The organism is Xenorhabdus budapestensis (assembly GCF_017743015.1).
Classification (GTDB): domain Bacteria; phylum Pseudomonadota; class Gammaproteobacteria; order Enterobacterales; family Enterobacteriaceae; genus Xenorhabdus; species Xenorhabdus budapestensis.
On the sequence record NZ_CP072455.1, the window covers coordinates 2,125,139 to 2,138,856 of the forward strand.

Genomic DNA, 13,718 nt, shown 5'->3' on the forward strand with positions numbered 1-13,718 from the left:
GAAATGAAAGTTACTGTATTTGGTATTGGCTACGTTGGCTTAGTCCAAGCGACCGTGTTTGCCGAAGTCGGACATGATGTACTTTGTGTTGATGTTGATACAAGAAAAGTTGAAAACTTGAAGAATGGCCATATTCCTATTTTTGAACCGGGATTGGAATCCTTGGTTAAAAAAAATTATGCGGAAGGGCGTCTGAACTTTACAACGGATGCTAAAGCTGGCGTCGCACATGGCAAATTACAGTTTATCGCCGTAGGAACACCTCCTGATGAAGATGGCTCTGCCGATTTGCAATATGTCACTGCTGTAGCTCGGACTATTGCAGAGAATATGGATAACTATAAAGTGGTGGTTGATAAATCAACCGTTCCTGTAGGAACTGCGGATAAAGTCAAAGCTGTCATGCAAGCAACTTTGGCTGAACGTGGAGCTAATATTCCATACGATGTTGTTTCCAATCCTGAATTTTTGAAGGAAGGGGCCGCAGTCGCTGATTGTATGCGTCCTGAACGCATTATCATTGGCTGTGATAACGACAGCGTGATTGATGTGATAAGAGAGCTGTATGAGCCGTTTAATCGTAATCATGATCGCATGATTGTTATGGATATCCGCAGTGCGGAGTTAACAAAATATGCCGCTAATTGCATGTTAGCAACCAAAATTAGTTTTATGAATGAAATTGCTAATCTGGCAGAAATGCTGGGGGCAGATATTGAACATGTGCGTCAAGGCATTGGTTCTGATTCACGTATTGGGTATCACTTTATTTATCCGGGTTGTGGATATGGCGGTTCGTGTTTCCCCAAAGATGTGCAGGCATTGATTCGCACTTCTGAACAAATCGGATATACCCCCAAGATTTTACAGGCAGTAGAGCAGGTTAACGAAAAACAAAAAAGGAAATTACCTGTTTTTGTTAAGCGCCACTTTGGTGATGATCTATTTGGCAAGACATTTGCAATATGGGGATTATCATTTAAACCTAATACAGATGATATGCGAGAAGCATCAAGCCGTGTATTGATGGAAGTATTATGGGAAAGTGGTGCCAAAATACAAGCTTATGATCCAGAAGCTATGCAGGAAGCTCAGCGTATTTATGGACAGAGAGATGATCTTGCGCTGATGGGTACAAAAGAAGCTGCATTAAAAGGTGCAGATGCTTTGATTATTTGTACAGAATGGCAAAACTTTAGGGCACCTGATTTTGATGTCATAAAAGATTCACTCAAAACCCCGGTTATTTTTGATGGACGTAATCTTTATGATCCTGAACGTCTGCAATCCAGAGGATTTATATACTACGGAATTGGTCGTGGTGCCTCTATTAATCCAGTCATTTGAGTTGTGATATGAAATTTTTAGTCACAGGTTCCGCTGGTTTTATTGGTTTTCATGTTAGCCAGCGGTTATTAAGTATGGGGTATGAAGTTGTCGGCATCGATAACATCAATAATTATTATGATGTTAATTTGAAGCAGGCAAGACTAAATTTATTACTCCCTCATCCGGGGTTTAAATTTGAAAAATTAGATCTGGCTGATAGAGTTGCAATTTCGGAGTTGTTTTCTGAACACCAATTTCAACGAGTTATCCATTTGGGGGCCCAGCCAGGTGTTCGTTATTCAATACAGAACCCAATGGCATATATTGATGCCAATATCGTTGGTCATATCAATATTCTTGAAGGATGTCGTCACAATCGCGTTGAACATTTATTATATGCGTCTTCAAGTTCAGTATATGGATTAAATAAAAAACAGCCATTTTCTACTGATGATTCGGTTGATCATCCAGTTTCTTTATATGCTGCTACCAAAAAAGCTGATGAATTAATGTCTCACAGCTACTCACATCTTTATCAATTACCAACCACAGGTTTACGGTTTTTTACAGTATATGGCCCGTGGGGACGCCCTGATATGGCCTTATTTAAGTTTACTAAAGCTATGTTGGAGGGGAGGTCTATTGATGTTTATAATCATGGTAATATGGTAAGAGATTTCACATATATTGATGATATTGTCGAGTCTATAACCAGATTACAGGCCATTATTCCCACTTGTGATAAAGATTGGTCGGTTGAAGAGGGACAGATATCTGCCAGCTCTGCACCATATCATGTTTACAATATTGGTAATGGTCAGCCGACAAAATTGGGTAATTTTATTGAAGCGATTGAATCGTCATTAGGTATAAAGGCAAAGAAAAACTTTATGGATATTCAGGATGGTGATGTACTATCCACTTGTGCTGATTCTAGCGCACTCTACGAGAAGATAGGTTTTTCACCCAACACACCAGTGAAAGAAGGTGTGAAACAGTTTGTTGATTGGTATTTGGATTTTTACCAGCAGACTTAACATTAGACTTAGTATTAGAATAGTAATAAAAAAAGGAGCTGTTAGCTCCTTTTTTAACTCTGTGTTAATAAAAAACTAAGTCGATGTTAAATGCTTTTTCTCACGTTGGGAATAATAAGGGAGTTTAAACCGTTAATATAACCCATGGTGTTTCGTACATCAGCCTGTAATTAACTTAGTTAGATATATTAACTATAAAACAAAAATACCCTTGACAGGGTATTTTTGTTATTAGTTTGCAAAATAACTGATTAGATCAGAAAATCTTCCAGTGACTTGCCTTCTTCTTCAACTGCTTTCTTGATTACTGCTGGAGTACGGCCTTGTCCAGTCCAGGTTTTAATTTCACCATTGTCAATGTATGAATATTTAGCTGGACGTGCAGCACGTTTAGATTTACCAGTAGTTTTACCACTTAAAGCGTCTACTAAATCGCTTAATTCAATACCGTCTTTTTCCAACATTTCACGGTATTCTTGAAGTTTACGTGTACGTTCTTCTATTTGAGCACGAGCTTGGCTTTCTTCATCACGACGTTCTTCAACAACAATCGTGAGTTTTTCCAGCATTTCTTCTAAGGTGCTAAGTTCACATTCTCTTGCTTGCGCGCGCAAAGTACGGATGTTATTTAAGGATTTTAAATTTTCGCTCATTGTCCTGGTCTCAAATTATAATGATGATGGCTGATGTATGGATAATAATAGAATGCTATTTTATTTTCTGCAATAGTGAATTTACTTTCTCAGGCTAAAACATCCCATTTTAAAATGCAATTTTTTTGATAATCGATATATTGTGTTTTAATTCTACTATTGGATTTATCATTTCTCGATAACAGTTAGACATAGATTACTCAAAGCAGAATGAGGATAAACTCGAACATATAAAACTAATTTATAGTCAATCCGTAAGAGATGTTAACTGTTCATCCCAAAATAAGTTGATGTCTAAAGGAGTAATGAAATTTTTTTTATGGGTAATCTATTGGTTATGATTATAGCGGAGTAAATTGTACAAAAGTAAACCTCTTTGATTATTAATATGCAAAGAATAGAATAAAAAATAGCTATTTCTTTCTAATGTTAAATTTGTTCATTTGTCATGCAATAAGTACTTGTGGTGCTGATTTTATATGCACAAATGTGACGATTATCATGAAATTATTCATTTAATATTTGTTCTGTTTTTTTCTCCTATGCCTTATTTGGTCAATAACAAAGGATAACCTTAAGTTGAGTTTGTGGTAAACTTACGGTGATATATCGTTTGGTTAAATTTGACAAAAGGATGGACGGGCCAATGGCTCAGTTTTATTTTTATTATTCTGCCATGAATGCAGGAAAATCAACTTCCTTATTACAGTCTTCTTATAACTATAACGAAAGAGGAATGAGGACGTTGATTTTTACAGCAGAAATTGATACCCGATTTGCAAAAGGGAAGGTGAGTTCCCGCATTGGTTTATCCGCAGATGCCTTGTTGTTTTCACCGGCAACTAATATCGCTGAACTTATCAGACATGAAAACAAAGTAGAAAAGATTCATTGTGTTTTGATTGATGAATGCCAATTTTTAACAAAAGAACACGTTAAACAGCTTTGTGAAATTGTTGATTACGATGATATCCCTGTTCTTTGTTATGGTTTAAGGACAGATTTTCAGGGAGAGTTATTTAGTGGTAGCCAATATCTTCTCGCTTGGTCGGATAAATTAGTTGAATTGAAAACGATTTGTCATTGTGGAAGAAAAGCCGGCCATGTACTGCGTTTTGGCAGCGATGGCAACGTTGTTCATGATGGTGCGCAGGTTGTATTGGGGGCAATGAAAAATATGTCTCAGTGTGTCGCAGGCACTATTCTGATGTCATTCGTGATGCTAAGGCTAAAAAAACTGAGCGGACATAATGCCTTTTGTATGAGTATTGTGATTAAGTTAAAACAAATGAATTAATAAAAAGGCATCGGGTATACCTGATGCCTTTTAAATCACATTGGTTTATCATTTCTTATTATTTTTCTTTCCCTTTAGATAAGACAGGCTCTATGAATTCACGGCCATAAGAGGAATCCAACATTAATTGCTTCAATTCAGTAATTAACGGATGCGAGGATTGGCACTGGTACATTGTTCGTCAAAGGCACCCTCTGCCAGTTTATCTATTTTTGCCAAGAACTCGCTTTCTTGAACTCCGGCTTCACGAATTGAAGAAAGAGTCTGTCACGATAAAGGTATGTTTTACCCCGTCTGTCGCGATTTCTTCCAAAGCGACAGGCAGGGAACCACGTCGAAAATAGCAGTTGAAGTCGGATTAATTGTCGGCCCATTCCTGATTCAGATACAGCTAATATTGCCAGAGGAATGCGGGCATCAGCAGCAAGAGCCACAGCACGGAATATGTGGTCAACTTGTTCTTGTGAAAAACTGGAGAATAGTTAAGTGTTAAGGATGTATTTTTTCTGAGAGTTTCTGTTTGAGTACAGCTTATCATTGACTGGTTTCCAAATAGTGATTTAGATCATGAAAACAGCAAGCTGACACCATTTAGTTAATAGGTTTTTGTTATTAGATATCAAAAAATTATTAGGACTGTTTTTAAATATTATTTAATTTTTATGGAGTATTTTGTTAAATAAATCTTGATAATATTTTTTTAGAAGAAATAAGTGAAAAATAATTAATAGACAACCAATAAAGAGTATAGACAGTTGATAAAAGCATTTTCGTATCTTGCCAAAAACTTACTTTTTATATTTTATTTGATAATTTGCTTCTTCTCTCTAAAAAATACTGTTTTTTTCCACACTATATTGCTTGCTATAGCGGGTCATAATTGGTGTCTTGTTTCACCATTTTGTGATGAATATGGGTTTTTAATCTGTGATGATTGCATTTTGTTAAAATAATGTTTATTTTCTTTTTTGTTGGAGTCTTTAGGTGTTCCGATAGATAAAAATAAATAAAAAATCATTTTTATCAGTATCTTATTGTTATTTATGTGAATGTATTCTATGTAAGAATAAATAATTACTTTAACAGCTTAATAAACATATTATAAAAAATATCATAACAAACTTTATAGAGATTGAATGTCTAACACATAAATTGTTCTTATTTAATAAAATGAATTGTCAGGGTTGCTAGATTAAAAAACGAGTAATTCGCTGTTTATCACTTGGAGAAGAATAATGAGAAAAATACCGTCAAAGTTGAGTCAGTTGATTTCCTCTATCGTTTTATTATCGTTTCCTATGACGCAAGGAATTGCTGCGCAGGTTCCCGCAGGTGTAGTGTTGGCAGAGAAGCAAGAAGTTACTATTAATAATGGTGTTGAGGTTACATCACTGGATCCGCATAAAGTTGAAGGTGGCCCGGAAACTAACATTATTCGTAATTTACTTGAAGGATTGGTAAGCACCGGGCCAAACGGTGAAATTGTGCCGGGAGTCGCAGAAAAGTGGGAAACTGATGATTATCAGGTATGGACATTTTATCTACGTGACAATGCCAAGTGGAGTGATGGTAAGTCAGTTACGGCACAGGATTTTGTTTATAGCTGGCGTCGTCTCTCTGATCCAAAAGTAGGGTCGCCTTATACCAGTTATTTGCAATATACCTATGTATTGAACGCAGATGATATCTTAAAAGGAAAAAAATCGCCTGATCAACTGGGTGTTAAAGCGCTGGATAAGCACCGTTTTCAAGTGACATTAAGTCGTCCAGTTCCTTACCTTATTAATATGTTGAGCCACACACCGCTGAAACCCGTCCGGCAAGATATTGTGGAGAAGTTTGGTATTAAGTGGACGTCACCAGAAAACTTTATCGGCAATGGAGCTTATATATTAAAGGATTGGGTTATTAATGAGCGAATCGTTTTAACACGTAATTTGCAATACTGGAACAATAAAGCGTCCATTATCGAAAAAGGTACTTTCTTACCTATTGTCTCAGGTATCAGTGACGTAAACCGCTATCGCAGTGGGGAAGTAGATATTACCAACAATGCTATTCCTCCAGAACTGTATCAAAAAATGAAACGGGATATTCCTGAGCAAGTGCAAATTTCACCTTACCTATGTACGTTTTATTACGAAATTAATAACCAAAAGCCATTATTTAAAGATAAACGAGTGCGTGAAGCCATTAAGCTGAGTCTTGATAGGGACATTATCACTAAAAGGATTATGGGACAGGGGCAAATTCCGGCATACGGTTTCACTCCTACTTTTATTGGTGGTGGTCTTACGATTAATCCAGAATGGGCGAATTGGACACAAGAACAGCGCAATCAACGGGCAAGAGAGTTATTAAAAGAAACCGGCTTTGATGCCAATAATCCACTCAAATTTACTTTGCTCTATAACACCTCAGAGCAGAACAAACAACAGGCTATTGCCGCCGCGTCGATGTGGCAGAAAAACATTGGTGCAAAAGTCACATTGCAAAATCAGGAATGGAAAACTTCACTGCAAAATCGCCACCAGGGAAATTATGATGTGGCGAGAGTTACATGGTGTGGCGATTATAACGAGCCTTCATCCTTTTTAAATTATCTATTGTCAGACAGTAGCAACAATACGGCATTTTATCAGAGCGCCGCATTTGATAATTATCTTAAGCAGGCTCTGACAGCTAAAGACGAAAAAACACGCAAGGAATTTTATCAGTTGGCAGAGGCTCAGCTTGATGCTGATTCGGGGTTGATTCCGGTGTATTACCGGGTTTCTACGCGCCTGATTCGCCCAACGGTCGGAGGAATGACAGGAAAAGATCCTTTAGATTACGTTGATCTTAAGAACTTATATATCAAAAAAATAGATAACTAACTGTTATTACAGTAATTCTATTGCTGTAAATGTAAATAAAGCAGTTCCTTTGGAAATGAGAAAATAATTAATCCTGAAAATAGGGTGGCTTTTATAAAAGCCTGATGAATCAATAGGAGTAATAGAAAGATGAAAAACACAATAAAAAAGAAGATTGCTGCTGGCGTTACGGTAGCATTAAGCATGATGATCGGGGCACAGACATTTGCTGCTAAAGTTCCTGCGGGTGTACAACTGGCAGAAAAACAAACTCTGGTACGCAATAATGGCACTGAACCACAATCACTGGATCCACATAAAATAGAAGGTGTACCAGAATCAAATATTGCCCGTGATTTGTTTGAAACACTAGTGATTAATGAGCCTGATGGCAAAATTATTCCGGGTGTTGCCGAAAGCTGGGAACATAGCCCGGATTTCACAGTCTGGACATTCCACCTGCGTAAAGACGCAAAATGGTCAAATGGTGATCCTTTCACGGCGCAAGATTTTGTTTACAGTTGGCGTCGAGCGATTGATCCAAGCACTGCATCCCCTTATGCAAGTTACATGCAATATGCTCATCTTCTGAATGTTGATGATATTATCAAAGGTAAGAAAAAACCGGAAACATTGGGTGTTAAAGCATTAGATGACCATACATTACAATTAATACTCAGAGAACCTGTACCTTATTTAGTCCGATTAATGGTTCACACATCAACATCACCTGTCCATCGTGCGACTGTTGAAAAATATGGTGAAAGATGGACACAGCCCCAGCATTTTGTCGGCAATGGTGCTTATAAAGTGAAAAGTTGGGTGATTAATGAGCGCCTTGTTTTAGAACGTAATTCAATGTATTGGGATAATAAAAATACAGTCATTGATCAAGTCACTGTCCTGCCTATCTCCTCTGAAGTCACTGATGTCAATCGTTATCGTGCCGGCGAAATTGAGATGAGTTATGACAACTTACCCGTTGAGTTATTCCAAAAACTGAAAAAAGAGATCCCTGAACAATTACGTGCTAACCCGAAATTGTGCACCTACTATTACGAAATTAATAATGAGAAGCCGCCATTTAATGATCCTCGAGTACGCACCGCGCTAAAATTAGGTATGGATCGCGATCTTATGACTAATAAGGTGAAAAATCAGGGTGATATACCGGCTTATGGTTATACACCACCCTATATCGCCGATTTTAAAGATGAGAAACCAGATTGGTACGTAAAACTAAATCAACAGCAGCGTAACGAAGAAGCGAAAAAGCTACTGGCAGAAGCTGGATTTACCAAAGATAAGCCACTGAAAATTAAGTTACTGTATAACACTTCCGATCTACATAAAAAATTAGCCATTGCAGCCGCGTCTGTTTGGAAAAAGAATATCGGTGTTGAAGTTTCTCTCGAAAATCAGGAATGGAAAACCTTCCTTGATTCCCGTCATCAGGGCAATTATGACGTCGCCCGAGCCGGGTGGTGTGCTGACTATAACGAAGCCTCTACCTTCTTGAACCCTATGTTATCCAATAGCAGCAACAATACTTCTCATTATAAGAGCAAAGAATTTGACGCCTTAATGAAACAGTCATTGCAAGCTAAAACTGATGAAGAGCGAGCCGAAATCTATGCTAAGGCTAATGCTCAATTGGATAAAGATTCCGCGGTGGTTCCTCTCTTTTACTATACAAAAACCCGTTTATTAAAACCTTATGTAGGTGGTTACACTGGCAAAGATCCGCTGGATAATTTCCACACCAAGGACATGTACATCATAAAACATTAGGAATCAGCAGGTGGCTTAAGTGATGAGCTGCCTGTATATCAATAATTAAGACCAAGGTTTGGTCAGACAATAGGAACGGGCAATGCTTAAATTTATTTTACGCCGCTGCTTAGAGGCGATCCCGACACTTTTCATTCTCATCACGATTTCGTTCTTCATGATGCGGCTTGCTCCGGGTAGCCCATTTACCGGAGAAAGAAAGCTGCCACCTGAAGTGATGGCGAATATTGAAGCAAAATACCATTTGAATGATCCTATCTATAAACAATATTTCAATTACTTAATCCAACTTTCCAAAGGGGATTTTGGCCCTTCATTCAAGTATAAGGATTACAGTGTAAATGATTTGGTGGCAGAAGCGTTGCCCGTTTCTGCTAAATTAGGCGCCGCTGCTTTTATTATGGCAGTTATATTTGGTGTCAGTGCGGGGGTTATTGCTGCACTGAATCAGAATACTAAATGGGATTATACGGTAATGGGGTTTGCTATGACGGGGGTTGTTATCCCGAGTTTCGTGGTGGCCCCTTTATTGGTTCTGATATTTGCCATTACATTAAAATGGCTGCCGGGGGGCGGTTGGAATGGTGGCGCACCTAAATATATGCTCTTGCCGATGGTTGCTTTATCCCTTTCTTATATCGCCAGTATTTCCCGTATTACCCGCGGTTCCATGATCGAAGTTCTGCATTCTAACTTTATCCGAACAGCAAGAGCCAAAGGGCTGCCATTACGAAAGATTATTTTCCGCCACGCATTGAAACCTGCCTTATTACCAGTGATTTCTTATATGGGGCCAGCCTTTGTGGGCATTATTACCGGTTCAATGGTTATTGAAACTATCTTCGGTTTACCCGGTTTGGGGCAATTGTTCGTTAATGGCGCTTTAAACCGTGACTATTCATTAGTGTTGAGCCTGACGATTTTGGTAGGTGGGCTGACCATTATGTTCAATGCTATCGTTGATGTGCTGTATGCCGTTATCGATCCGAAAATACGTTACTAAAGACTGGAGCACGCAATGTTAATAAATAAGAAAAATAGCGAAGCTCTGGAAAATTTCTCTGAGCAGCTGGAAATTGAAGGCCGTAGTTTGTGGCAGGATGCACGCCGCCGTTTTATGCACAATAAAGCAGCAATTACAAGCTTATGTATCCTATTTTTAATTACATTGTTTGTCATTCTGGCACCAATGTTATCTCAGTATACCTATGACGACACTGACTGGAACATGATGACCATGCCACCTGATTTTGAATCGCACCACTATTTTGGTACAGATTCATCCGGTCGTGATCTGTTAGTTCGTGTAGCCATCGGCGGACGCATTTCATTAATGGTTGGTATCGCGGCTGCTCTGATTGCTGTGATATTCGGCACATTATATGGCGCGATGTCAGGTTATCTTGGTGGCAAAGTCGATATGGTCATGATGCGTTTGCTGGAAATCCTGAACTCCTTCCCATTTATGTTCTTCGTCATCCTGTTAGTGACTTTCTTTGGGCAAAACATTCTACTGATTTTTGTTGCGATAGGCATGGTGTCATGGTTGGACATGGCACGTATCGTCCGGGGCCAGACATTGAGCCTCAAGCGCAAAGAATTCATTGAAGCTGCATTGGTCTGTGGTGTATCTACTCGTCACATCGTTTTACGTCATATCGTGCCAAACGTACTGGGTGTGGTGGTAGTTTATGCTTCATTGCTGGTGCCAAGTATGATCCTGTTTGAATCTTTCCTGAGTTTCCTTGGATTGGGAACTCAAGAACCCCTAAGTAGTTGGGGAGCCTTATTAAGTGATGGTGCTAACTCAATGGAAGTGGCTCCGTGGTTACTCTTATTTCCTGCGGGCTTTCTGGTAATGACCCTATTTTGTTTTAACTTTATTGGTGACGGCCTGCGAGATGCCCTCGACCCGAAAGACCGTTAAGGAGAGCCTATGAATAGCGTAGAAACGATAAAACATGCTGAACCGCTATTAACGGTGAAAGATTTAAACGTGGTATTCAGTACGCCTGATGGCAACGTAACAGCAGTGAATAAACTGAATTTTGATTTACAGGCAGGGGAGACTCTGGGCATTGTGGGTGAATCAGGTTCCGGTAAATCTCAGACAGCATTTGCATTAATGGGATTACTGGCCAGTAATGGTGCTGTCAGTGGATCAGCGGTTTTTAACGGGCGCGAAATTCTTAACCTGCAAGAAAAAGAGCTGAATAAGATGAGAGCGGAAGAAATCTCAATGATTTTCCAGGATCCTATGACATCTATCAATCCTTATATGCGGGTAGGTGATCAGCTGACCGAAGTGCTGATGCTGCATAAAAATATGAGCAAGAGTGAAGCTGTTGAAGAATCCATCCGAATGTTGGATGCCGTCAAAATGCCAGAAGCGCGTAAACGCATGAAAATGTTCCCGCATGAATTTTCTGGTGGAATGCGTCAGCGCGTCATGATAGCAATGGCGCTATTGTGTCAGCCTAAGTTGCTGATTGCGGATGAACCTACTACTGCGCTGGACGTCACTGTTCAGGCGCAGATCATGACTTTACTTAACGAACTGAAAAAAGAATTTAACACTGCCATCATTATAATCACCCATGACTTGGGAGTGGTGGCTGGTATTTGTGACAAAGTGTTGGTTATGTATGCAGGCAGAACCATGGAATATGGTACTGCGCGCGACGTATTTTATCGTCCGACACACCCTTATTCGATTGGATTGCTGAATGCCGTTCCCCGACTGGATGATGATGAAGAATCTCTGGCAACAATTCAGGGCAATCCTCCAAATTTGCTGCGTTTACCAAAAGGCTGCCCATTCCAGCCACGTTGTCAGTTTGCTACTGAACATTGTGTGAGTGAAGAACCACCATTGGAACAGTTTGACCTTGGGCGCTTACGTGCCTGCTTCAGACGTCAGGAGGAATTAGTATGAATACAACAACTGAAAAACGAGTTCTCCTGGAAGTTGACGATCTAAAAGTTTATTTTGATATCAAAGATGGCAAGCAGTGGTTCTGGCAATCAGCGAAAACATTGAAAGCCGTAGATGGCGTCACCTTGAGACTATACGAAGGAGAAACGCTGGGAGTCGTGGGTGAATCAGGCTGCGGTAAATCAACCCTTGCCAGAGCGGTTATTGGATTAGTCAAAGCATCTGGTGGTTCGGTTACCTGGCTTGGTCAAAACCTTTTTGATATCAATGAAAAGCAGTGGCGGGATATCCGTAATGACATTCAGATGATTTTTCAGGACCCGCTGGCATCCCTTAACCCACGTATGACGATTGGTGACATCATCGCCGAACCACTAAAAACTTATTCCCCCAAAATGAAAGATGCGGAGGTAAAAGAAAAGGTTAAAAAGATGATGATGAAGGTAGGTTTATTGCCTAACCTGATTAACCGCTATCCCCACGAATTTTCAGGCGGTCAGTGTCAGCGTATCGGCATTGCCCGAGCTTTGATTCTGGAGCCTAAACTGATCATCTGTGACGAACCCGTTTCCGCATTGGATGTTTCTATCCAGGCGCAGGTTGTGAACTTATTGCAGGAAATACAACGGGAGATGGGGCTTTCCTTGATCTTTATCGCTCACGACCTCTCAATAGTAAAACATATCTCAGATCGAGTATTGGTCATGTATTTGGGAAACGCAGTGGAACTGGGGACTTACGACGAGGTTTATCACAATCCTTTGCATCCATATACCCGCGCATTGATGTCAGCAGTACCTATTCCTGATCCAGATAAAGAACGTAATAAACATATTGAATTGCTGGAGGGAGAACTCCCTTCACCGATTAACCCCCCATCCGGATGTGTATTCCGCACTCGTTGTCCGATGGCTGATACAGAATGTGCCAGAACGCGCCCATTACTGGAAGGTAGCTTTAAACATGCGGTTTCTTGTCTTAAGGTTGATCCGTTATAGCAAGTGAACAAGAGGTTGTGGTAAGTAAATCGTTTATATGATGCTGTCACTAATATTTATTCAAGGCCCTCATTGTGAGGGCTTCTTTATGGATGAACAAAGCGTTAATCTTCCCATTTTATATGAAGGTTAAAAATAGTACGGAGATAGTACGGAGGCATCATGACCTCAGCCAGATACACTTCTCTTGCTCATATGTGGGAGATCACGTACAGATATAGAGCTGTAGTTTGCTTTGTCAAAGTTAAGATACCGGAAGCCTTACTAACTGGGATGCGTTCATATAGATGGGTATCAACAAAAATCAATGTAATTATTTACCCTAAGAAATATTACTTGTTATTTTTACTTCTTCCACAATACCCACCAAGTCGGATGCGCCTTTTCCCGGCAAATCAGTACCCGCGCAAAGATATCATCGATTTCTGCGTCATCAGATTCTGCCAGTCCAATAATCACCTCCGAAAAAAAATCAGGATCTAACTCAAAATCCACTTGTTCGAGCCATATTTTTGAGGGTTCTGATAACTCTGCACCACCACGTTCTTCAAACTGTAAACTAAACAGTAAACTATCCGCAGGATCAAGATTGGCGACTGCTTGTTCCAGAAATATGTCGTAGGCTTTTTCCAGTGCCTCATCTTCGGTCATTCGGTTATTGAGGTCTAATTGCAGAAAATGTGGATATGTTGGTCGATTTTCCATGGTGGTATTACCTGAACTTAATAAATAACTGAGAGAAATTAAAACATGAACAACAGTGGTTGGGTACTGTTAACCTAAAATAATAGCCCCATTGGTATTGATGGGGCTATGATGAATG

General features: G+C 39.6%; 11 protein-coding genes and 2 pseudogenes. 10 read left to right on the forward strand and 3 right to left on the reverse strand.

The genetic code is table 11. The annotated features are described in order from the left end of the window. Positions 1-3: 3 nt before the first annotated feature. On the forward strand, positions 4-1,347 hold the full coding sequence (locus HGO23_RS09555) for a UDP-glucose dehydrogenase family protein (RefSeq protein WP_099135220.1): 1,344 nt from the start codon (positions 4-6) through the stop codon (positions 1,345-1,347). A gap of 8 nt (positions 1,348-1,355) precedes the next feature. Then, entirely contained in the window at positions 1,356-2,366 is a 1,011-nt protein-coding gene (locus HGO23_RS09560) for an NAD-dependent epimerase (protein ID WP_099135221.1), read from the forward strand. 251 nt (positions 2,367-2,617) lie between these two features. Here HGO23_RS09560 and hns read toward each other — a convergent pair whose 3' ends face one another. Next, positions 2,618-3,019 (reverse strand): histone-like nucleoid-structuring protein H-NS, encoded by a 402-nt coding sequence (hns, locus tag HGO23_RS09565; protein ID WP_099135222.1) that lies wholly within the window; start codon positions 3,017-3,019, stop codon positions 2,618-2,620. A gap of 646 nt (positions 3,020-3,665) precedes the next feature. Here hns and HGO23_RS09570 point away from each other — a divergent pair. Beyond that, positions 3,666-4,270, forward strand: a pseudogene (locus tag HGO23_RS09570) (thymidine kinase). Between the two features lie 104 nt (positions 4,271-4,374). On the opposite strand, the pseudogene HGO23_RS09575 reads toward HGO23_RS09570, so the two are convergent. Next, positions 4,375-4,574: pseudogene (locus HGO23_RS09575) on the reverse strand (hypothetical protein); the annotation flags it as partial. Between the two features lie 22 nt (positions 4,575-4,596). Here HGO23_RS09575 and HGO23_RS09580 point away from each other — a divergent pair. The 7 genes from HGO23_RS09580 (at position 4,597) to oppF (ending at position 12,895) form a co-directional block, all read left to right on the forward strand. Beyond that, positions 4,597-4,809, forward strand: a complete 213-nt coding sequence (locus tag HGO23_RS09580) for a hypothetical protein (RefSeq protein WP_099135224.1) — start codon at positions 4,597-4,599, stop codon at positions 4,807-4,809. A gap of 742 nt (positions 4,810-5,551) precedes the next feature. After that, on the forward strand, positions 5,552-7,192 hold the full coding sequence (locus HGO23_RS09585) for an ABC transporter substrate-binding protein (RefSeq protein ID WP_209028643.1): 1,641 nt from the start codon (positions 5,552-5,554) through the stop codon (positions 7,190-7,192). Between the two features lie 129 nt (positions 7,193-7,321). Next, positions 7,322-8,962, forward strand: coding sequence for an oligopeptide ABC transporter substrate-binding protein OppA (gene oppA / locus HGO23_RS09590; RefSeq protein WP_209028644.1), 1,641 nt, complete (start codon positions 7,322-7,324; stop codon positions 8,960-8,962). A gap of 82 nt (positions 8,963-9,044) precedes the next feature. Then, positions 9,045-9,965, forward strand: a complete 921-nt coding sequence (gene oppB / locus HGO23_RS09595) for an oligopeptide ABC transporter permease OppB (RefSeq protein ID WP_086953278.1) — start codon at positions 9,045-9,047, stop codon at positions 9,963-9,965. A 15-nt stretch (positions 9,966-9,980) separates the two neighbouring features. Beyond that, positions 9,981-10,889 carry an oligopeptide ABC transporter permease OppC gene (gene oppC / locus HGO23_RS09600; protein ID WP_099135227.1) on the forward strand — a complete coding sequence of 303 codons (909 nt, stop codon included), beginning with the start codon at positions 9,981-9,983 and terminating at the stop codon, positions 10,887-10,889. A gap of 9 nt (positions 10,890-10,898) precedes the next feature. Then, positions 10,899-11,897 carry an ABC transporter ATP-binding protein gene (gene oppD, locus HGO23_RS09605; protein WP_099135228.1) on the forward strand — a complete coding sequence of 333 codons (999 nt, stop codon included), beginning with the start codon at positions 10,899-10,901 and terminating at the stop codon, positions 11,895-11,897. Next, complete coding sequence (gene oppF / locus HGO23_RS09610) at positions 11,894-12,895, forward strand: murein tripeptide/oligopeptide ABC transporter ATP binding protein OppF (protein ID WP_099135229.1); 1,002 nt, start codon at positions 11,894-11,896, stop codon at positions 12,893-12,895. The genes oppD and oppF overlap by 4 nt, the downstream gene beginning before the upstream one ends. A gap of 345 nt (positions 12,896-13,240) precedes the next feature. Here the strand turns inward: oppF and HGO23_RS09615 are convergent, their stop codons facing one another. Further along, a complete protein-coding gene (locus HGO23_RS09615) occupies positions 13,241-13,600 on the reverse strand; it encodes an HI1450 family dsDNA-mimic protein (RefSeq protein WP_244967932.1) in 360 nt (119 codons plus the stop codon). Positions 13,601-13,718: the final 118 nt, after the last annotated feature.